Here is a 19,219-nt window from a genome sequence, read left to right as displayed (position 1 = left end):
AACGCAATTTCGGCGGGGGTTGGCGTGATTTCGGCACGCGGGGGTGGGTGGCTCAGCGGCCGTGCAGGATGAAGTCGGCGGCGCGCCAGGCCATGGCCATCATGGGCCCGTTGAGGTTGCCCGCGACGATGGTCGGCATCACCGAGCAGTCGACCACGCGCAGCCCGTCCACTCCACGCACCCGGAGCTGGTTGTCGACGACATCGTGGTCGCTGGGCCCCATCGCACACGTGCCCACAGCGTGGTACCCGCAGTAACCGCCGTCGAGCGCCGCGTCGACCAGTTCCTCGTCACTGCGTACCTGCGGACCCGGATAGGTCTCCCCGCTGAGGCGATCGGCGATCGGTGACTGCTCGAAGATCGAGCGCATCTTGCGCATGAGCTTTGCGGCGGTGTCGCGGTCGTAGTCGCTGGTCAGGTAATTCGGGTTGATCCGCACCGGGGCCAGCGGATCCGCCGAGGTGATCTCGAGGTGTCCCGTCGAGGTGGGACGCAACACCATGCCGAGGCAGGACACTCCGGCCTCGCGTTGGATGGCGACCGGCTCACCGACGTTGTAGGGCGGTAGCGTGTACGGCCCCATCATCACCTGACCGTCGGGACGTTCGGCCCCGGGCTGCGCCTTGACGAAACCGACGACGTCGAAGGACGGCGCCGACAACGGTCCGCGCCGATTGGCCAGGTACTTCATGCCTGTCATGGCCTGGCCCATCGCCGTGGCGAGGTACTTGTTGTAGCCGAGGTCCTCCTTAAGCCCCAACCGCAAAGTGGCGCACCGGTGTTCGTGGAGGCCGCGACCGACACGGTCGCTCTCCACCCGAACCGCCACACCGGCCTCCGACAACACCTCTCGGGGACCGATGCCCGAGAGCTGCAGCACCTTCGGTGAGTTCAGGCTGCCCATCGACACGATCACCTCACGCCGTGCGCGCAGTTGCTCGACGCCGCTGGGCGTTACCACCTCCACGCCGACGGCTCGCTCGCCCTCCAACAGCACGCGGCGGACCAACGCACCGGTCCGCAGCGTCAGGTTGGGCCTGCGCAGCGCCGGCTTGAGGAATGCCGTGGCGGCACTGACCCGGCGCCCCTTGCGGATCGTCGAGGTCGCGTAACCCACTCGCTCACCGTCGGATTCGTTGATGTCCTCGACCCGCCACATGCCGATGCGCGTCGCGGCGTCGATCATCTCCTCACACAGCGGATCTGCATCGCGCGGCACCGAGATGTTCAGCGGGCCGCCGACACCCCGGGTGGCGGAGGGACCGAATTCGTTGTTCTCGAAACCTCTGAAGATCGGCAGGATCTCGTCCCACCCCCAGCCCTTGTTGCCGAGGCGTTCGAGTCCGTCGTAGTCGGCGCGGTTGCCGCGGTTGTAGATCAGGCCGTTGATCGCGCTGGACCCGCCGAGTACCTTCCCGCGCATCCACTGCTCGACGTGTGGCTTCGGCCCGAACGGCGTGGTCTCGTAATGCCACATGTACTTCTCGGTCTCGAAGACCTTGCCTGCGCCTTTGGGGATGTGGAACCACAGGCTGCGGTCCACGGGACCGGCCTCGAGCAGCAGCACACGGTTGCGGGGGTCCTCCGACAAGCGGTTGGCAAGGACGCAGCCGGCAGATCCCGCCCCGGCGATGATGTAGTCGTAGCTCGTCACTGCCGCATCCGCCTCTCGTCGACGCTGTACGGACGTATAGTACGCCTGCGCGTGCGCCGACAGGGACCACAATGGGAAACCATGAGGCTGCCCGTCCTGCCGCCGGTACCGCCGATGCTGGCCAAACCGGTGTCCGAGGTGCCCGGCGACCCGACCGACTATCTCTACGAGCCGAAGTGGGACGGGTTCCGGTCGATCCTGTTCCGTGACGGCGACGAGGTCGAGCTGGGCAGCCGCAAGGAGCGGCCCATGACTCGCTACTTCCCCGAGCTGGTCGAGGCTGCGCGCGCCGAGTTGCCGAGCCGCTGTGTGCTGGACGGAGAGATCGTGATCGCCACCGACGACCGGCTGGACTTCGAGGCATTGCAGCTGCGGCTGCACCCGGCCGCATCGCGGGTGCGCATGCTGGCCGAACAGACGCCCGCGGCGTTCATCGCGTTCGACCTGTTGGCGCTCGGCGACACCGATTACACCGGTGCGCCGTTCGCGCAGCGCCGCGCGGTGCTCGTCGATGCACTGGCCGGCGCGGGGACCTCGATCCATCTCACGCCGGCCACCGACGATCCCGCGAAGGCGCGGCGGTGGTTCACCGACTTCGAGGGCGCCGGCCTCGACGGCGTCATCGCCAAGCCCCGCGACCTGACCTATCAGCCGGACAAGCGGGTGATGTTCAAGCTCAAGCATCAACGCACCGCCGACTGCGTGGTCGCGGGATACCGTCCGCACAAATCCGGTCCCGACGCGGTGGGTTCACTGTTGCTCGGGCTCTACGACGACGACGGTTCGCTCGCATCGGTCGGTGTCATCGGCGCGTTCCCGATGGCCCGGCGGCGGGAACTGCTGACCGAACTCGCGCCGCTGGTGACCACGTTCGATCAGCATCCGTGGGACTGGGCGGCGCAGGCCGCCGCCGACCCGGAGCTGGCGCGCCGCTACGGCGGCGGTTCGCGGTGGAATGCGGGCAAGGATCTGTCGTTCGTGCCGCTGCGTCCCGAGCGGGTGGTGGAGGTCCGCTACGACCACATGGAAGGCCGCAGGTTCCGTCACACCGCGCAGTTCAATCGTTGGCGTCCGGACCGCGATCCGCGCTCGTGCACCTTCGACCAACTCGAACGTCCGGTCACCTACCGCCTGGGCGACATCGTCGCCGGACTGGGCACGACCGGGTATTGACCTCAACAGGACTTGAGGTTGCAGCCTGGACGCATGCGCAAGATATTCGACGACCTCTACGAGACCCGGGTCGATTCCCCGTTCCCCGGTCTGACCACGCACGCCTATTTCTGGACGCCGCACCGGGTGTTGTTCTACTCCCCCGCGACCGACGCCGATTTCGACGGTCTGGCCGAGCTCGGCGGCGTGGCCCGCCAATACCTCTCGCACCGCGACGAAGCCGGTCCCGCACTCGTCGCGATCAAAGACCGGTTCCACAACGCATTACACGCACCGGCGGGTGATCTCGCCGACATCGGCAGACACACACGAGTCGATGTCGCGCTGGAGGGACGGCACACCGACGACCTCGGTGTCGAGATCATCCCGACACCGGGCCACTCACCCGGTGCGGTCTGCTACCTGGTGCCCGGCGCGGAGGGCCGCTACCTGTTCACCGGTGACACCCTGTTCCGCCTGGCCGACGGGCGGTGGCGCGCCGGGTACATCGAGGGCATCCACCAACCGGCCGATGCCGAGACGATCGCAGCCAGCCTCGGCGTGCTCGCCGACGTCACCCCGGATGTCGTGATCTCCAGCGCGTTTCAGGACGACGCCGTCCACCGCGTCGATGCCCGACAGTGGCATCGGATCCTCGAAGAAGCCGAACACGGCCTCCCACTCGGTATCGCGAAGTGTCTCCCGGTGGCTGACGGCCCCGAGTAGTCTGGCCCGATGAGGCCGGCACGGATTGCCGCCGCGGGAGCCGTCGCGTTGACGTTGACCGCGTGTGGACAAGTCGCACAGCAGGATTCGCAAACCACGACGACACCTCCGCCTACCACCGAGACAACCAGCCCGTCACCAGCCCCGGCGCCGCCGCCGGCAACCGGTTTCGCCGACCTGGTGGAGCGGGTCAGCCCCAGCGTCGTGACGATCCAGCTTCCGGGCGGCGTCGGCAGCGGAGTGGTCCTGCGTCCCGACATCATCGTCACCAACGCGCATGTGGTGGGCAATGCCCGCGAAGTCACCATCGGTTTCGCCGACGGCGTCAACGCCACCGGACGGGTACTGGCCGCCGACGAGGTCACCGACCTCGCGGTCGTCCGCTCCGAGCGCGGCGACCTCCCGGTACCGGAATACCGCAGCGATCTGCCCCGCCCCGGCGAGATCGCCATCGCCATCGGCAGTCCGCTGGGGTTCGAGAACACCGCGACAGCCGGCATCATCTCCGGGCTCAACCGCAACATCCCCGACTCGGCGGTGGCCAGCTCGTCGCTGGTCGACCTGATCCAGACCGACGCGTCGATCTCCCCCGGCAACTCCGGCGGAGCGCTGCTCGATGCGCAGGGACGCGTGGTCGGTATCAACGAGGCCTACATCCCGCCGGCCGCCGGCGCGGTGTCGCTCGGATTCGCGATCCCGACGTCGACCGTGCTCGACGTCACCGAACAGTTGCTCACCGACGGCCGCGCCACGCACCCGTTCCTCGGGGTCTCGACCAGCCGCCTGACTCCGGCCATCCGGCAGGAGTTGCGGGTGCCCGTGGAGAGCGGCGCGCTGGTGCGCGGCGTGGAGCCCGGTAGTCCTGCTGCGGCGGCCGGTGTGCGACCGGGCGACGTGATCGTCGAACTGGCCGGCGAGAAGGTGGAGTCGGTGGAGGACCTGCTCGGCGCGCTTCGCCGCACCACCCCGGACTCGCGTCAGCCCCTGGTCGTCATGCGGGGACGTGACCGCGTCGCACTGGAGGTGACGATCGGCTCGCGCAGCTGATCAGCGCGTGCCGCTACACCGGCAGCTTGGTGATCCCGGCCGCTGCGTACACCTGCGCTTCGTCGAGCGTCTCGTGTTCGAGTAGTTCTGCGGCGATATTGTCGAGTCGGTTTCGGTTCTCGCGCAGCAGTTCCCGGGCTTCGGCGTAGCAGCTCTCGATCAGCCGGCGCACTTCGTCGTCGACGGAGGCCAACATGGCGTCGGAGACCCCCATCATGCGGGGGTCACCTTCCTTGGGCAGCACCGACACCGGGCCGACGTGCTCGGACATCCCCCAGCGGCCGACCATCGCCCGCGCGATGTTGGTGCCGGTCTCCAAATCGCTTTCCGCTCCGGTGGTGACGACGCCGAAGACTTCTTCTTCGGCGGCCATGCCGCCGAGTGCCCCGATGATGCGTCCGCGTAGGTACTCGGCGGTGTAGCCGTAGCGGTCCTCCTCCGGGGTGGACAGCGTGACACCCAGTGCGTGGCCGCGCGGGATGATCGACACCTTGCGCACCGGATCAGCGCCGGGCTGCAACATGCCCAGAAGCGCGTGCCCACCTTCGTGATAGGCGGTGCGCCGGCGCTCCTCATCGGAGAGCACCACGTTGCGGGCGGTACCCAACTGGGTCTTCTCCAGGGCGTCGCCGAGATTCTGGAAGCTCACGTGTGATTGGCCGTCACGTGCCGCGGCCAGTGCGGCCTCGTTGACGAGGTTGGCCAGGTCTGCCCCCGTCATGCCGGGTGTCATCGCGGCGAGTTGCTCGAGATCGACGTCGTCGCCGAGTGGCACGCTGCGGGTGTGCACCCGCAGGATGTCGGCGCGCCCCTTGCGGTCGGGCGGGTTGACGACGATGGACCGGTCGAAGCGTCCCGGTCGTAGCAGCGCCGGGTCGAGGATGTCCGGACGGTTGGTGGCCGCGAGAACCACGACGCCCTCGTTGCCGGTGAAACCGTCCATCTCGGTGAGGACCTGGTTGAGGGTCTGCTCGCGTTCATCGTGTCCGCCGACGGTGGCGGCGCTGCTGCGGGCACGGCCGATGGTGTCGATCTCGTCGATGAAGATGATCGCCGGAGCGACTTTACGGGCCTCCCCGAAGAGTTCACGGACCCGGTTGGCACCCACGCCGACGATCATCTCGATGAACTCCGAACCGCTGGCCGAGAAGAACGGCACATCGGCCTCTCCGGCGGTCGCACGCGCCAGCAGCGTCTTCCCCGTACCGGGCGACCCGGACAACAACACACCTTTGGGGGCGCGTGCGCCGAGCTTGCGGTACTTGTCCGGATCGCGCAGATAGTCGACGATTTCACTGATTTCGGCTTTGACCTCGTCGATGCCGGCGACGTCGGCGAAGGTGGTCCGCACCGATTCGGGGTCGACCGGTTTGCGTTTGTCACCGCCGCCCAGACCGCCGAACATCCCGCCTGCGCCGGCCCCCAGGGCTTTCTGGCTGCGTTTGAACAGCCAATACCAGAAGCCGAACAGAAGAAGAATCGGCGCCAGCGAGATCAGGAGGTTGAGCAGGACCCCCCGCTCCTCGGTCAGCGGTTCCGCGGACACGACGGCACCGCTGTCTTTCAGCGCTGCCAGCAGATCGTCTTGGGCGAAGGCGGGTCGCTCGGTGGTGAACTGCTCGTAGGTCGCAGCGTCCTCCGCCGAGCCGTCCTCGTCGGGCACCGGCCGGGGCTCGCGCAGTTCACCTTGAATGGAGTCGCCGCGGGAGAACACCTCTGCCACGTTGCGCTGCTCCACCTGCGCGGTGAAATCGGTGTACGGGATGTGGGTGGGCCCGCCGATCGAGTCCTGCACGGACAACAGTCCGAACACCACCAGGTAACCGACGAGCAGATAGCTCAGGACACGCCACCAGCTCGGCCGTGGAGGTGGCGGTTCGGTCGTCCCATCCTCGGGCGGCAGCCCCTCGGTACGCCAGGGCTTCGGTGGTCGTTGCGACGGTTCCCGACCTTGCCCGGGGGTCTGCGTGGGGACGGGACGGTTGGCCATATGTCATGTTCACCCACACCTGCGGGGTTGCAAACAACGCGCGTCTACTCGTAGCGCATCCAGCCGCGGTCCTCGAGGTAGTGCTGCGCCAATGCGACTGTCCCGTCGGCGAATCCGTCGCCGAAGGTGACCGCGGCGTCGGATTCGGGGTGCGAGGCCACCCACGCCGTGAGCATCAGCCGACGCCACATCACGAACGTGGGCACCATCGCCAGATGCGACGAGGGCAGCCGACGCACCTGTCGGTAGCCACGCAGCCAGTCGGTGATCATCTGCTCTGCCTGCGGGGTGTCCTCGATGAACGAGACGACCGCGCCGAGATCGGCCAGATACCAGGACCACCCGCTGTCGTCGAAGTCGATGACGGTCAGGCCGGAGGGGCCCGACGCGGCGACCATGAGGTTGGCCATCCGCAGATCCGCGTGGATCAGCCCGAACCGGTCCGGCCCCTGTCCGAATTCCTGCAGCGCCGACGCGACCTGCGCGGCGGCTTTCTCCACGACCACGGCACCGTCACGGCGCCCGTACGCTGCGCGCCAGTCACCCCAGCGTGCGGCCGGTCCCAGCGTGGCTTGCAGGTCCCAGCGGAATCGGGTGAAGAACGGCGGCGGGGCCCACCGGGTCGCGTGGTCGTGCATCTGCGCGGTCAGCCGGCCGAGTTGGTCGTATCCCACCGCGTCGGGGCGTTCCTCGGCCGTGCACCCGTCGACGAAGGTCATCGCATCGACGTGCAGCGTGCGCCCACCGACGGTGGTGGCGACGACGTCGCGTCCGTCGGCCGCTGGGATCGACGCCGGGGTGACGACGTCGGTCTCGCGCCGCAACGCGGTCATCCACGCCAGTTCCGAGCGGATCGCCACCATCGGGTGGTAACCGGGGCGGTGCACCCGCAGCACCAGGGGCTCCCCGTCGTCGACGAGGTAGGTGGCGTTCTCCGACAGGCTGAGCAGCCGCAGCGGCGCGTCGGCCGCGCGCGCATAGGCGGGCAGCGCCGCGCGCGCGAAGCGGTGGTGGTCGGCTGGCATCCCGGACATCCCCCTCAGTCTGGCCCACGGCTAATCTGACGGTCGTGACGAGTCCCGCGGGTGCGGGCCGGTTCGCGCCGAGCCCGTCGGCCGATCTGCACATCGGCAACCTGCGCACCGCGTTGTTGGCGTGGCTCTTCGCCCGCTCCACAGGTCGCCGGTTCCTGATGCGCGTGGAGGATCTCGACGACCGCACCGACACCGACATCGCCGACCGTCAACTCGCCGACCTGGCCGCGTTGGGGATCACCTGGGACGGCCCCACCGAGCGGCAGAGCACGCAGCGCGAGCGCTACGACACCGTCGTCGACCAGCTCGCCGCCGACGGCCGGTTGTTCGAATGCTATTGCAGCAGAAAGGACATCGCGACGGCGCCGCGCGCACCGCACGCCCCGGAGGGCGCCTACCCCGGCACCTGCCGCGACCTCACCGCGGCCGAGCGCGCCGCCCGCCGGGAACAGACGGGACGGCCCCCGGCCCTTCGGCTGCGCACCGACGTGACGTCCTACACGGTGCACGACGTCCTGCACGGCGAGTACACCGGCGTGGTCGACGATTTCGTGGTGCGGCGCGGTGACGGCGTACCGGCCTACAACCTCGCCGTCGTGGTCGACGACGCCGCCTCCGGCATCGACCAGGTGGTTCGCGGCGACGACCTGCTGTCGTCGTCACCCCGGCAGTCCTATCTTGCCGAGTGGCTCGGCCACCGCCCACCCGTGTACGCGCACGTGCCGCTGGTGCTCAACGCCGACGGTGCGCGGCTGGCCAAACGAGACGGCGCGGTGACGCTCGCCGAGATCGGGGTGGATGCGGCGCTGGCACAGATCGCCGAATCGCTCGGCTACACCGCGCGCACACCCGAGGACATGCTGACGGAGTTCGACCCGGGACGGTTGCCGCGCTCGGCGTGGATATACCGACCCCGATGAGCGGATCGCCGTGAGATCGTTTGAGCCATGCCACGCCAGGAGGCCGATGTCGTCGTCGTCGGCGCAGGGCTTTCCGGACTGATCGCAGCCCGCACCGTGGCTCGGGCCGGCCTGACGCCGCTGATACTCGAAGCCGACAACCGGGTCGGCGGACGCATCCTCACCGAGGAGGTGCTGCCGGGACTACCCGTCGAACTCGGCGCGCAGTGGATCGGTGACACCCACCACCGGATGTTCGCGCTGGCCGCCGAACTCGGCGTCGCCACCTATCCGCAGTTCGACGACGGAGAGACGTCCTATGAGCTCTGCGGGTCGAGTGTGTTGCGGCAGAAGGACTTTCACGAGCGGTTCGCTGACGAACTCGCCGGACTGCAGACGGTGCTGCACCGCCTCGACGAGCTGGCGGCCACCGTGGCGCCCGAGGCGCCGTGGACGGCGCCGCGCGCCGCCGAATGGGACGCGATCACCGCCGGCGCCTGGTACGACGCCCAGGGACTGGCGCCGGTGGCGCGGGAGCTGCTGGAGATCTGCACCGTCGGCATCCTGGCGGTCCCGACCGTCGAGGTGTCGTTCCTGCATCTGCTGTTCACGCTGCAGACCTGCGGTGTGTCCGCCGAGTTGTTCGCCGAATCCGAAGGCGGAGCGCAGACCACCCGGTTCGTCGGCGGGACCGGCGAGATCACCAACCGGCTGGCCGCGCAGATGTCCGAGCATCTCGTGCTCGACGCGCCGGTGCAGACCATCAGCTACACCCGCGACAGCGCGACGGTGACCTGCCGCGGCGGGCGCGAGGCGCGGGCCCGGCGGGTGATCGTGGCGATCTCCCCGACCCTGGCGGGACGCATCATGTACGACCCGCCGCTACCCGGTGACCGCGACCAGCTGACCCAACGCACGCCGAACGCGTCGGCGATGAAAGCGTTCTTCGTCTACGACGAACCCTTCTGGCGCGCAGACGGTCTCAACGGTCAGCTGATCTCCGGCGTCGGTCCTGCGCGCATGTCCAACGACAGCTGCGTGCCGGGCGACGACCACGGCGTGCTGCTGCTGTTCCTCGAAGGCGAGCAGGCCCGCACCTACGGGCGGCTGCCGCCGGACGACCGGCGCGCGGCGCTGACGGCCGAGTTGGTGCGGCACTTCGGTGATCGCGCCGCGCGGCCGCAGGGCTACGTCGACGGCGAATGGTCGCAGCGGCAGTGGACCCGCGGCTGCTACAACGCCAACCTCGGTCCGCTGGTGTGGACCACCTTCGGCCACACGCTGGCCGCGCCGATCGGGCCGATCCACTGGGCGTCCACCGACACCGCCACGCGCTGGAGCGCCTACATGGAAGGCGCAGTGGAAGCCGGCGAACGCGCGGCCCTGGCCGTCATCGAAGATTTATCGACAACTCCGACATCCCCCGCAGCGTGACATTCGGCTTGTAGCCGGGCTCCGCGGCCAGCGCTGCGTTCGGGAAGCGTCGCGTCAACGCGGTCAGCGCCACCGTGGCTTCCAGCCGGGCCAGCGGCGCGCCGAGGCAGAAGTGCGGGCCCTTGCCGAAGCCGAGATGACGGACGGTCGCACGGTCGGGGTCGAACCGGTCCGGGTCCTCGGCGGCGGCCGGGTCGCGGTGCGCGGCGGCGAGCAACAACAGCATGTTGTCCCCCTTCGGCACCTCGACGCCGCCGATCGTCATGTCCTCGGCGGCGACCCGCCCCACCAGCTGCACCGGCGGGTCGTGGCGCAGCGTCTCCTCGATCACCGCGGCCGCGCGGCCGGGATCGGCACCCAGCGCCTGCCACTGCGTCGGTTCGCGCAACAGCGCCAAGGCTGCGTTGGCGATCAGGTTGACCGTCGTCTCGTGGCCCGCGACCAGCAGCAGGGTGCAGGTCGCCACGATCTCGTCCTCGCTGAGTTGGTCACCGGCCTCTTCGACTCCGACCAGCGCCGACATCAGATCCTGGCCCGGATCGCGGCGACGTTCGGCGATCAGCGCGCGCAGATACTCCCGCAACCACAGGCCGGCCGCGACCCGATCCTCGTACCCATCGCCCGCTGCGCCCGTCACCGTGATGAACGGGTCCAGCGACTGCGCGAGAAGCCCTGACGCGTCGCTGAATTGGGGCTCGTCCTCCAGCGGTACCCCGAGCAGGCGGCAGATGACCGCCACCGGGAGCGGATAGGCCAGCCCGGAGATGACGTCGAACGTCGCCTCGGCCCTGTCGAGCAGGTCGTCGACCAGCGTCACGATGTCGGGTTCGAGGTTCCTGACGACCTTCGGGACGAAGGCCTTGCTCACCAGTCCCCGCAGGCGGGTGTGGTCGGGCGGGTCCAGGAACAGAAATCCTGGGGTGCCGATGGGGCGGGCTTCACCGCCTTCGGCGACCATCCGCTGGGTGACCGTCGACTTCATGCGGTCGCTGGCCGACGCCGGGTGGCGCAGCACCTGATCGCAGTCGGCGTAGGAGGTGAACACGGTGAGGTTGAGCTCGGGCAGCTGCAGGGGGCCGTGCTCGCGGATCTGTCGGTAGATCGGGTAGGGGTCGGCCCGGTGCGCCGGGTCGAGCAGGGTCACCAGAAGCGACTGTGGATCCGCGGCGGTCGTCATACCCCCGATTGTGCCCGCGACGCGTAGTAGCGCCCCAGGACGTGCTCGCGCAGATCGTCGAAGCGCCCTTCCGGGATGGATTCGCGGATCTGGTCGACCAGCCGGATGATGAACCGCTCGTTGTGGATCGTGCACAGCGTCGAGGCCAGGATCTCCTTGGCCTTGAACAGATGGTGCAGGTATGCCCGGGTGTAGTGGGCGCAGGTGTAGCAGTCGCACTCGGCGTCGATCGGGGTGAAGTCGCGGCGGTAGCGCGAGCCGGTGATGTTGTAGCGGCCGTGGACGGAGTACACCGCGGCGTTGCGCGCCACCCGCGACGGTGACACACAGTCGAAAGTGTCTGCACCGGCCGCGACGGCGGCGAACAGGTCGTCGGGTTCGCTGATGCCCAGGAGGTGACGCGGTTTGTCGTCGGGCAGCTCGCTGGTCACCCAGCCGACGATCGTCGCCAGGTTCTGCTTCTCCAGCGCGCCGCCGATACCGAACCCGTCGAAGTCCAGTGCCGCGAGGTCGCGCGCGGCCTGGCGGCGCAGGTCTTCGTACTGTGCGCCCTGCACCACGCCGAACAGTGCCTGCGGCGGCTTGTGCGACCGCACCTCGGAGAGCCGGCGGTGCTCGGCCAGGCAGCGCACCGCCCACCGGTGGGTGCGCTCGACCGAACGCTCCTGATAGCCGCGGGTGTTGACCAGCGTCGTCAGTTCGTCGAACGCGAAGATGATGTCGGCACCCAGCTGGTGCTGGATGCCGATGGAGACCTCGGGGGTGAACCGGTGTTTCGAGCCGTTGAGGTGCGAACGGAACGTCACCCCGTCCTCGTCGACATGGGCCAACCGCTCCTTGCCCGCGGCGATGATGTCGTCGGCCTGCAGGCGGTCGGTGTCCATCGCCAGCACCTTCTTGAATCCGACGCCCAGCGACATCACCTGGAAGCCGCCGCTGTCGGTGAACGTCGGGCCCGGCCAGTTCATGAATGCGCCGAGTCCCCCGGCTTCGTCGACGATGTCGGGCCCCGGCTGCAGGTACAGGTGGTAGGCGTTGGCCAGGACCGCCTGCGCGCCGAGTTGCTGCATCGTCTCGGGCAGTACCGCTTTGACGGTGGCCTGGGTGCCGACGGCGATGAACGCCGGGGTGCGGATGTCGCCGTGCGGGGTGTGGATGACCCCGGTGCGGCCCTGGCGTCCCGGAAGTTCGGCCTCCACCCGAAAAAACGGATGACGGATATCGGGGGCGGCCACGTCGTAGATTCTTGCACTGTGAAATCTCGACTGGTTTCCGCCGTATCGACCGGCGCAGCCGTGCTGGCCCTCGCCGGATGTTCGTCGCCGCCGCCGGAATACAACCCGCCGCCGGGCGCGCTGGTGGCGGGCACCGCGCAGGTGACGGTCGACGGCCAGGACGCGGGGACGACCGAGTCGGTGCGGTGCGAGCCCGCCGGGTCGTTGATGTCGATCAGCACGGGCAGCGACGAGTCGGGGACCTCGGTGCTCATCGACAGTCGCGAGGAACTGATCGTCCGGGAGGTCAGCATCTCTGACCTGGGTGGATTCACCGGCAGCTACAACGACGGGCTGGGCGGCGAAGCGTCGGCGACACTGACCGACCGCACCTACGAGATCACCGGGACCGCCGACGGATTCCAGACCGACAACCCGAGCTTCCGGTCGTCGGCGTCCTTCCAGATCAAGATCGCCTGTTGACAAACTCTTGATCACGATTCCCTGAGAAATGCCCCGTTCACGCGAAATCGGCGCAGCATGTTGCAGTGGATGGCCCGTCGCCCCCGACGGGCCACGCAACCAAAGGAGACCCAGGTGAAGCGTTCCGTCCTCGTCGCCGTCGGCGGCGCAGCGATCCTTGTCGCCGGACTGTCGGGCTGTTCCTCCGACGGCGACAAATCAGAAACCACCGGCGAGACCTCGTCAGCCGCCTCCGCCGAAGGCAAGAGCACCGTCACCATCGACGGCCAGGACCGCGAAGTGACCGGCACCGTCACCTGCGCCACGATGGGCGGCAACATCAATCTCGCCATCGGCGACCCCAGCGGCGGAATGGGCGCCGTGCTCACCGAGGGTGATCCGCCCACCGTCGTGTCCGTCGCGCTGGGCAACGTCGACGGCATGAACCTCGGCTACGCCAGGGACGCCGGCCAGGGCGAGGCCTCCGTGGAGAAGGACGGCAACACCTACAAGATCTCCGGCACCGCCACCGGGATGGACATGGCCAACCCGATGCAGCCGGTGAACAAGCCGTTCGAGATCGAGGTGACCTGCCCGTAGCGCGGGATCAGGCGGGGACGTAGCCCGCGGCCGACTGCCGCAGCTGCCAGATCTGCGCCGGGCACAGCTCGTTGACGGCCTGATTGATCAGGTACGCGCCCTGGTAGTAGTCGGTGCTGTGGAAGTCGGCCTTCACCTGGTCGACCAGTTGGCCGTAGGGCATCTGCGCGGCCACCCGGTCGCAGACGGTGCGCCCGTAGCCGAGTGCGGCGTCGGCGTTGGGGAAGTTGTAGCCCGGACGCACGTGCACGTTGACCAGGTACGCGACCTCGTCGGCGCCGGCCGTGGGCGCCGACGCCAGCGCGCCCGCAGACAGCATCCCCGCAGATAGAACCGCCACCAGCGACTTCATGGGATGTGACCTTACGCTGCGCGGGATCACCCTAGGCTGGGGATCATGAAGTTGATCGCCGCGGCCGCGCTGGCCGGTGCGCTGCTGACCGCGCCGTCGGTCGTGTTCGGTTCGGGTTTGCCGTCGGCGTCGGCGACGCCGACCGTGTGTGACGGTCTGGACTGCGTGCCCTACGTCAAACGCGGTGTGCAGGCCGGTGAGCGCTGCAACCAGTCGACGCGCTTCAACTTCGGCGTCGACGCCTCGGGCAACACCCTGCAGTGCAGTTCGCGCAGCAAGTGGATCGCGTGGTCGCCGTTGGTCGGGGTGCGCACCCTGCGCTCCGCGTGCGACCAGCCGTCGACCGCGGCCCAGACGCCCGACGGTTACGTGCTCGCGTGCATCGACGGGGTGTGGACGGCCGATCACACCGGTACGTTCTACCGCTGACCCGCGAACGCCGCGGCGTTCCGGATCAACGGCAGCGACGCCGCCGTCGCGAAACCCGGTGCGGCCTCGCACACCGCCGGCACCGCGTTGAGCACCTGCATCGCAGTCGCGACGTTGGCGGAGCGGACGTGCTCGGCCATGTCGGCGGCACGGGTGAAGCTCGCCAGCGAGATGAAGTGGGTGCGCATCGACGGGTCGCCCTCGATGGTCAACGTCCAGCCGTGCTGCGGTGTCGGCCAGTGCGCGGGATACTCGCCGCCGACGGTCCACAGGGTCTCGATCTCGACCAGCGGTCGGCTCTGGCGCAGCCCGATCCAGCGCCAGCGTTGCCCCGCGGTCATACCGGCCGGCAGCAAGTTGTCGAAGATCTGGTGATCCCGTTGCGCGGGTATGGCTTCCACCGTTGCCGTCACTTCGTCCAGGTCGGCGCCCAGTTCGTCGCCGATGAACCACACCTGTTCGGTGAACAGCCCGCTGTTGAAGGCCAGGAATTCGGTTGCGGTGGGTGTGATCTGGTCCACCGGGCGTCCGAACCCCATGTTGTCGAAGGTGATTGCGGTGCTTTCGTACACCGACCAGTCCGCACGCTCCTGCAAGGTGATTTTCTCGATGGTGCGGCTCATCCCCGACAGCGCGAGAGGCAGTACGGCAGAGAGGTTTCCGGGGTTGAGCCCGCTGCCGTGCACCGAGCTGTTGCCGGCCTCGCACGCCTGCTGCAACCGTTGCGCATCCGCGGTGGCCAGCCTGCGCGGATGGAACAGGAATGCGGTAGTGGCAACGTTTTTCCCGCTCGCGAGGATCGCGCACACCTCGTCGAGGCGTGCGATGCGAGGCGTGTAGAGCACGCAATCGGCGTCGAGGGCGAGCAATGCATCGGCATCGGTGGTCGCAGCGACCCCGATCGGCTCGCGCCCGACCAGGACGCCGACGTCGGCGCCGTCCTTGTCTGCGGAGTAGACCTTGGCGCCGACCAGCTGCAGATCGGTCCGACGGTCCAAGATCGTGGTGATCATCTCGGTGCCGACCGCGCCCGTGCCCCACTGAATCACCCGATACACGCCCGGACCGTAGCAGGATGGGCCGCGTGACCAACCGCATTCAGGAATTGCTCGGCGTCCGCTACCCGGTGGTGCAGGCGCCGATGACCTACATCGCCCGAGCCGAACTTGCTGCGGCGGTGTCCGAGGGCGGCGGGCTCGGGATGATCGAGACGCTGACCCCGCAGGGACGCGAGGACCTCGTGCGGGTCCGCACCCTCACCGATCGCCCGGTCGCGGCGAACCTGATGATCCAGGGCTGGAAACGTGATCCGTCGATCGTGGACGTGTTGGTCTCCGCCGGGGTGCGCCACGTCTTCACCTCGGCGGGCGACCCCGCGCTGTTCACGTCACGGCTGCACGATGCCGGGATGACGGTGGTCCACGTGGTGGGGTCGTTGAAGGCGGCCATGAAGGCCGCGGACGCCGGAGTGGACGCGCTGGTGGTCGAGGGCGTGGAGGGCGGCGGCTTCAAGTCCGCACTCGGCGCGTCGACGATGGTGCTGCTGCCGCTGGTGGCCGAGCGGGTGGACCTGCCGATCATCTGCGCCGGCGGGATGTGCGACGCTCGCTCATGCGCGGCGGCGGTGGTACTGGGCGCCGAGGGCGTGCAGATGGGCACCCGCATGCTGGCCAGCGTCGAGGCCGCGGTGCACACGAACTTCAAGGACGCGATCGTCGCCGCCGACGATGCGGGCACGGTGATGCTCAGCGTGCCAGGCAATCCGACGATGCGGGTACTGCGCACCGGGCTGGCCGCAACGCTCAGCGATCGGGGTGAGCGCGCCGAACTGCTGGGCCGCATCACCGACCTGTACTTCGAAGGCGACCTCGACGCCAGCGTCGCCAACACCGGTCAGGTGTCGGCGCGCATCACCGGTCTGGAGCCCGTCGCCGAGATCGTCCGGCGGACGTGGACGGATGCCGAGGTCGCGTTGGATGCCGCGCGTCGGCGGATCAGCTGAGCGTTCGCTGGGTCAGGTCGCCTCGGCCGCGGCGCGCAGTTCGTCGCGGAACTTCGGGTGCGCGATCTCGGCCAGCGCGTGCCCCCGCTGCCGCGTCGTCTTGCCCTCCAGTTCGGCGGCGCCGTATTCGGTGACGACGACGTCGACCTGGTGGCGCGGTGTGGTGATGATCGTGCCTGCCACGAAATGCGGCACGATCCGCGACTTCAGTTGGTCCCCTTGCCCGTAGGTGGCAGGCAGGCAGATCAGCGATCGGTCGCTGAGCTCCAGGCCGGCGCCGGCGACGAAGTCCTCGGCGCCACCGATGCCGCTGTACTGGCTGCCGTCGATGGTGTCGGCAACCACCTGCCCGTAGATGTCCACCGCGAGCGCCCCGTTGATCGACACCATGGTGTGGTTCGCGGCGATGGCTTCCGGGGAGTTCACGATTTCGACGGGCAGGAACGCGACGTCATGGTTGCCGTCCAGCCACGCGTAGAGCTCCGTCGAGCCGAACGCGAACGTGGTGATGCTCACCGCGTCGTACTGTCCTTTGCCGGTGTTGGTGACCTTTCCGGCGCGGTGCAGCTGCATGCATCCGTCGGTGAACATCTCACTGTGCAGGCCGTAGTCACCGCCGTCCCCGTCGGCCAACAGCGTCACGATCTGACTCGGGATGGACCCGATTCCGGTCTGCAGGGTTGCGCCGCTCGGGATGAAACCGACGGCGTGGCGGGCGATTTGGATGTCGACATCGGTGGGCGGCGGGGACGGCAGCGCCAGCGGTGCGTCCTCGGAGCGGACCAGGACGTCGATCTCGTCGAGGTGCAGCGCGTGCCGGTGCTCGCCCCACCCGAACGTGCGGGGGAACGCCTCGGACACCTCGACGACGAGCAACCTGTCCGGGTCGGCGCCGGCGCGGTGCAGCTCGGTTTCCGTGCCGCCGGCGTGCAGCGACAGCGAGCACCAGCCGTCGGCGTCCGGCGGTGTCGCCACCGTCACCATGACGCGCGGTGACTGCTGCTGCATCAACGGGCCCAAACGGCGGAAGTCGGCGGGCACGAAGTCGATGTCGGCCCCGGCGTCGCGCAGCATCCGTTCCAACGGACCGTAGAACCCGGAGAGGTAGCGCACCCCGGGACGGGTGAACAGCTCCGTCCCAACCGCGAGCAGTGCGCCGTAGACCCGCAGGTCGGTCCAATCGGTGCGGTCGCCGAGCGCGCGCAGCAACGCGGGTGGCTGACCAGGGCCCAGCGGGAGCCCGAGAGTGTCGGAGCTGCCGAGCAGCGCGGCGGCGTCGGCGGCGGTGAGCTCGGTCGGCATGCGGTAACCCTGCCATGCGTTTCGAGAATCGAGTGCGAAGGTATCCAGCCTCCCGAGGCTCGAACTGGGCCATACGCACGACGGAAGGAAACGTCCATGGGTGCAGACGACAAAGCCAGCAACAAGATCGACGACCTCGGCGGCAAGGCCAAGGAAGGTGTCGGCAAGCTCACCGGCGACAAGGACACCGAGAACGAAGGCAAGTTCGACCAGGCCAAGTCCAGCCTCAAGGACGCCGGCGAGAAGGTCAAAGACGCGTTCAAGAAGTAGGCCGCAACAGCAGATCAGCCTGTCATCCGCGAAGGTGACAGGCTGATTGCATATGGCGGTGGCGGAGGGATTTGAACCCTCGGACGGGGGTTACCCGTCACACGCTTTCGAGGCGTGCTCCTTAGGCCGCTCGGACACGCCACCGTGTGGCAGCTTACCGACCCACCCGCCGCGTTCCCAAACCGCGCTCTCGCCGAGCGTGCATCCTCGGCGGAAAATCGGCCGCAATCCCGCCCTGAGCGCACACTCGGCGAAGGGCACCGCCGCGTTCCCAAACCGCTCTCGCCGAGCGTGCATCCTCGGCGGAAAATCGGCCCGAATCCCGCCCTGAGCGCACACTCGGCGAGGGTCACCGCCACAGGCGCACACTCTGCGAGCACAGGCGACCTGACGCAAACCGCGCGCTCGCCGAGCGTGCATCGTTGGCGGAAAATCGGCCCGAATCCCGCCCTGCGCGCACACTCGGCGAGGGTGGCGAGCAACCTCAACGCTGCCGGGCGAAGAACTCCTCCAGCGGGCGCGCGCACTCGTCGGCCAGCACGCCGCCGCGCACCTGCGGGCGATGCGTCAACCGCCGGTCGCGCACCACATCCCACAGTGAACCGACCGCGCCGGTCTTGGGCTCCCAGGCGCCGAACACCAAGCGTCCGATCCGGGCCATGACCAGCGCGCCGGCGCACATGGTGCACGGCTCGACGGTCACCGCCAGCGTGGCGTCCTCGAGTCGCCAGCCGTCTCCGAGCACCGCGGCCGCCGCGCGCAAGGCCAGGATCTCCGCATGTGCGGTCGGGTCGCCGAGCGCCTCGCGTGCGTTGGCTGCCCGCGCCAACTCGGTGCCGTCCGCGGCGACGACGACGGCCCCGATCGGCACGTCGCGCTCACCAGCGGCCGAAGCCGCCTGCAGGGCCGCGCGGATCAGGTCCTCGTCGGCAGAACTCACCGACTCCTGGTTCACCGGTCCAGACGGTCCAGGACCGCCGACAGCTCGTCGGCGAAGCCCATCTCGCGGGCGATCCGTCCGACCTGCTCGTCGGCGTACAGATCGGTCTCGGACAGGATCACCGACAGCACCGGCTCGGGCAGGCCGATGTCGGAGAGCACCCCGAGGTCACCCTCTTCGAACGGGTCGGAGTCGTCGAGTTCGTCGTCGTCGATGTCGGCGTCGAGCCGTTCGAGCACCTCGGCGGCGATGTCGTAGTCCAGTGCGGCCGTCGCATCCGACAGCAGCAGCCGCGTACCGCGCGGCGCCGGCCGCACGATGACGAAGAACTCGTCGTCGATGTCGAGGATCCCGAAAACGGCTCCGGCGCTGCGCAATTCGCAAAGTTCGGTTTCGGCTGCCTTCAGGCTGGTCAGTGCCGCCGACCGCATCGGGCTGCATCGCCACTTGCCGTCCTCGCGGACGACCGCCACACCGAAGCCGTCAGGCACGTCCACCGCCTGCTCCTGCGCCTGTGCACGCTGCGCTCCCATGG

Annotated in this window: 20 protein-coding genes and 1 tRNA gene; 10 read left to right on the top strand and 11 right to left on the bottom strand. The window is 68.7% G+C overall.

The genetic code is table 11. The features are described from left to right. Nucleotides 1-52: 52 nt before the first annotated feature. Nucleotides 53-1,654: a GMC family oxidoreductase gene (locus ACAG25_RS16510; protein ID WP_370489550.1), complete on the bottom strand. Its 1,602-nt coding sequence runs from the start codon at nt 1,652-1,654 to the stop codon at nt 53-55. Nucleotides 1,655-1,735: 81 nt separating this feature from the next. On the opposite strand from ACAG25_RS16510, the gene ACAG25_RS16505 reads away from it, so the two are divergent. Genes ACAG25_RS16505 through ACAG25_RS16495 form a run of 3 tightly spaced genes read left to right on the top strand, consistent with a single transcriptional unit; the run spans nt 1,736 to nt 4,579 of the window. Next, nucleotides 1,736-2,827 (top strand): ATP-dependent DNA ligase, encoded by a 1,092-nt coding sequence (locus tag ACAG25_RS16505; protein ID WP_370489549.1) that lies wholly within the window; start codon nt 1,736-1,738, stop codon nt 2,825-2,827. Between the two features lie 33 nt (nt 2,828-2,860). Then, the gene (locus ACAG25_RS16500) at nt 2,861-3,532 is read left to right on the top strand and encodes an MBL fold metallo-hydrolase (protein WP_370489548.1); all 672 of its coding nucleotides are present in this window, start codon (nt 2,861-2,863) and stop codon (nt 3,530-3,532) included. A 9-nt stretch (nt 3,533-3,541) separates the two neighbouring features. Beyond that, nucleotides 3,542-4,579, top strand: coding sequence for a S1C family serine protease (locus tag ACAG25_RS16495; protein ID WP_370489547.1), 1,038 nt, complete (start codon nt 3,542-3,544; stop codon nt 4,577-4,579). A gap of 13 nt (nt 4,580-4,592) precedes the next feature. Here ACAG25_RS16495 and ftsH read toward each other — a convergent pair whose 3' ends face one another. Together ftsH and ACAG25_RS16485 are read right to left on the bottom strand one after the other, a co-directional pair. Beyond that, on the bottom strand, nt 4,593-6,569 hold the full coding sequence (gene ftsH / locus ACAG25_RS16490; RefSeq protein WP_370489546.1) for an ATP-dependent zinc metalloprotease FtsH: 1,977 nt from the start codon (nt 6,567-6,569) through the stop codon (nt 4,593-4,595). A 44-nt stretch (nt 6,570-6,613) separates the two neighbouring features. Further along, complete coding sequence (locus ACAG25_RS16485; RefSeq protein WP_370489545.1) at nt 6,614-7,603, bottom strand: phosphotransferase enzyme family protein; 990 nt, start codon at nt 7,601-7,603, stop codon at nt 6,614-6,616. 35 nt (nt 7,604-7,638) lie between these two features. Between ACAG25_RS16485 and gluQRS the strand changes: the two genes are divergently transcribed. Together gluQRS and ACAG25_RS16475 are read left to right on the top strand one after the other, a co-directional pair. Beyond that, complete coding sequence (gene gluQRS, locus ACAG25_RS16480) at nt 7,639-8,523, top strand: tRNA glutamyl-Q(34) synthetase GluQRS (RefSeq protein ID WP_370489544.1); 885 nt, start codon at nt 7,639-7,641, stop codon at nt 8,521-8,523. A 27-nt stretch (nt 8,524-8,550) separates the two neighbouring features. After that, nucleotides 8,551-9,936: a flavin monoamine oxidase family protein gene (locus ACAG25_RS16475; protein WP_370489543.1), complete on the top strand. Its 1,386-nt coding sequence runs from the start codon at nt 8,551-8,553 to the stop codon at nt 9,934-9,936. On the opposite strand, the gene ACAG25_RS16470 is transcribed toward ACAG25_RS16475, so the two are convergent. Both ACAG25_RS16470 and tgt read right to left on the bottom strand, forming a co-directional pair. Next, the gene (locus ACAG25_RS16470) at nt 9,893-11,113 is read right to left on the bottom strand and encodes a cytochrome P450 (RefSeq protein WP_370489542.1); all 1,221 of its coding nucleotides are present in this window, start codon (nt 11,111-11,113) and stop codon (nt 9,893-9,895) included. The two genes, ACAG25_RS16475 and ACAG25_RS16470, sit on opposite strands and share 44 nt — an antisense overlap. Further along, on the bottom strand, nt 11,110-12,312 hold the full coding sequence (tgt, locus tag ACAG25_RS16465; protein ID WP_370489684.1) for a tRNA guanosine(34) transglycosylase Tgt: 1,203 nt from the start codon (nt 12,310-12,312) through the stop codon (nt 11,110-11,112). The genes ACAG25_RS16470 and tgt overlap by 4 nt, the downstream gene beginning before the upstream one ends. A gap of 54 nt (nt 12,313-12,366) precedes the next feature. On the opposite strand from tgt, the gene ACAG25_RS16460 reads away from it, so the two are divergent. Next, the gene (locus tag ACAG25_RS16460; protein WP_370489541.1) at nt 12,367-12,810 is read left to right on the top strand and encodes a lipoprotein LpqH; all 444 of its coding nucleotides are present in this window, start codon (nt 12,367-12,369) and stop codon (nt 12,808-12,810) included. Nucleotides 12,811-12,924: 114 nt separating this feature from the next. Then, nucleotides 12,925-13,389 (top strand): lipoprotein LpqH, encoded by a 465-nt coding sequence (locus ACAG25_RS16455; RefSeq protein WP_370489540.1) that lies wholly within the window; start codon nt 12,925-12,927, stop codon nt 13,387-13,389. A 7-nt stretch (nt 13,390-13,396) separates the two neighbouring features. Here the strand turns inward: ACAG25_RS16455 and ACAG25_RS16450 are convergent, their stop codons facing one another. After that, nucleotides 13,397-13,741 carry a DUF732 domain-containing protein gene (locus ACAG25_RS16450; protein ID WP_370489539.1) on the bottom strand — a complete coding sequence of 115 codons (345 nt, stop codon included), beginning with the start codon at nt 13,739-13,741 and terminating at the stop codon, nt 13,397-13,399. 45 nt (nt 13,742-13,786) lie between these two features. Here ACAG25_RS16450 and ACAG25_RS16445 point away from each other — a divergent pair, with 45 nt between their 5' ends. Further along, nucleotides 13,787-14,170, top strand: a complete 384-nt coding sequence (locus ACAG25_RS16445) for a hypothetical protein (RefSeq protein WP_370489538.1) — start codon at nt 13,787-13,789, stop codon at nt 14,168-14,170. On the opposite strand, the gene ACAG25_RS16440 is transcribed toward ACAG25_RS16445, so the two are convergent. After that, on the bottom strand, nt 14,161-15,183 hold the full coding sequence (locus ACAG25_RS16440; RefSeq protein WP_370489683.1) for a dihydrodipicolinate reductase: 1,023 nt from the start codon (nt 15,181-15,183) through the stop codon (nt 14,161-14,163). The genes ACAG25_RS16445 and ACAG25_RS16440 overlap by 10 nt on opposite strands. A gap of 71 nt (nt 15,184-15,254) precedes the next feature. On the opposite strand from ACAG25_RS16440, the gene ACAG25_RS16435 reads away from it, so the two are divergent. Beyond that, nucleotides 15,255-16,172, top strand: a complete 918-nt coding sequence (locus tag ACAG25_RS16435; protein ID WP_370489537.1) for an NAD(P)H-dependent flavin oxidoreductase — start codon at nt 15,255-15,257, stop codon at nt 16,170-16,172. 12 nt (nt 16,173-16,184) lie between these two features. On the opposite strand, the gene ACAG25_RS16430 is transcribed toward ACAG25_RS16435, so the two are convergent. Continuing rightward, complete coding sequence (locus tag ACAG25_RS16430; protein ID WP_370489536.1) at nt 16,185-17,474, bottom strand: acetyl-CoA hydrolase/transferase family protein; 1,290 nt, start codon at nt 17,472-17,474, stop codon at nt 16,185-16,187. A 96-nt stretch (nt 17,475-17,570) separates the two neighbouring features. Between ACAG25_RS16430 and ACAG25_RS16425 the strand changes: the two genes are divergently transcribed. Next, nucleotides 17,571-17,744, top strand: coding sequence for a CsbD family protein (locus ACAG25_RS16425; protein ID WP_370489535.1), 174 nt, complete (start codon nt 17,571-17,573; stop codon nt 17,742-17,744). 53 nt (nt 17,745-17,797) lie between these two features. Here ACAG25_RS16425 and ACAG25_RS16420 read toward each other — a convergent pair. The 3 genes from ACAG25_RS16420 to ACAG25_RS16410 form a co-directional block, all read right to left on the bottom strand. After that, nucleotides 17,798-17,888 (bottom strand) — tRNA-Ser (locus ACAG25_RS16420). A gap of 340 nt (nt 17,889-18,228) precedes the next feature. Next, complete coding sequence (locus ACAG25_RS16415; RefSeq protein WP_370489534.1) at nt 18,229-18,684, bottom strand: nucleoside deaminase; 456 nt, start codon at nt 18,682-18,684, stop codon at nt 18,229-18,231. 11 nt (nt 18,685-18,695) lie between these two features. After that, nucleotides 18,696-19,217, bottom strand: a complete 522-nt coding sequence (locus ACAG25_RS16410; RefSeq protein ID WP_370489533.1) for a tRNA adenosine deaminase-associated protein — start codon at nt 19,215-19,217, stop codon at nt 18,696-18,698. Nucleotides 19,218-19,219 lie beyond the last annotated feature (2 nt).

This window comes from Mycobacterium sp. pV006 (genome assembly GCF_041287115.1).
Classification (GTDB): Bacteria; Actinomycetota; Actinomycetes; order Mycobacteriales; family Mycobacteriaceae; genus Mycobacterium.
The sequence above is the reverse complement of the archived record's forward strand: the minus strand, read 5'-3'. Positions and strand labels throughout refer to the sequence as shown.

Excerpts from the sequence above, each read along its gene's own strand:
- ACAG25_RS16505 (WP_370489549.1), top strand. The coding sequence starts at position 1,736 with ATGAGGCTGCCCGTCCTGCCGCCGGTACCGCCGATGCTGGCCAAACCG.
- ACAG25_RS16500 (WP_370489548.1), top strand. The coding sequence starts at position 2,861 with ATGCGCAAGATATTCGACGACCTCTACGAGACCCGGGTCGATTCCCCG.
- ACAG25_RS16495 (WP_370489547.1), top strand. The coding sequence starts at position 3,542 with ATGAGGCCGGCACGGATTGCCGCCGCGGGAGCCGTCGCGTTGACGTTG.
- ftsH (WP_370489546.1), bottom strand. The coding sequence starts at position 6,569 with ATGGCCAACCGTCCCGTCCCCACGCAGACCCCCGGGCAAGGTCGGGAA.
- ACAG25_RS16485 (WP_370489545.1), bottom strand. The coding sequence starts at position 7,603 with ATGTCCGGGATGCCAGCCGACCACCACCGCTTCGCGCGCGCGGCGCTG.
- ACAG25_RS16475 (WP_370489543.1), top strand. The coding sequence starts at position 8,551 with ATGCCACGCCAGGAGGCCGATGTCGTCGTCGTCGGCGCAGGGCTTTCC.
- ACAG25_RS16470 (WP_370489542.1), bottom strand. The coding sequence starts at position 11,113 with ATGACGACCGCCGCGGATCCACAGTCGCTTCTGGTGACCCTGCTCGAC.
- ACAG25_RS16450 (WP_370489539.1), bottom strand. The coding sequence starts at position 13,741 with ATGAAGTCGCTGGTGGCGGTTCTATCTGCGGGGATGCTGTCTGCGGGC.
- ACAG25_RS16445 (WP_370489538.1), top strand. The coding sequence starts at position 13,787 with ATGAAGTTGATCGCCGCGGCCGCGCTGGCCGGTGCGCTGCTGACCGCG.
- ACAG25_RS16440 (WP_370489683.1), bottom strand. The coding sequence starts at position 15,183 with ATGATCACCACGATCTTGGACCGTCGGACCGATCTGCAGCTGGTCGGC.
- ACAG25_RS16430 (WP_370489536.1), bottom strand. The coding sequence starts at position 17,474 with ATGCCGACCGAGCTCACCGCCGCCGACGCCGCCGCGCTGCTCGGCAGC.
- ACAG25_RS16425 (WP_370489535.1), top strand. The coding sequence starts at position 17,571 with ATGGGTGCAGACGACAAAGCCAGCAACAAGATCGACGACCTCGGCGGC.
- ACAG25_RS16410 (WP_370489533.1), bottom strand. The coding sequence starts at position 19,217 with ATGGGAGCGCAGCGTGCACAGGCGCAGGAGCAGGCGGTGGACGTGCCT.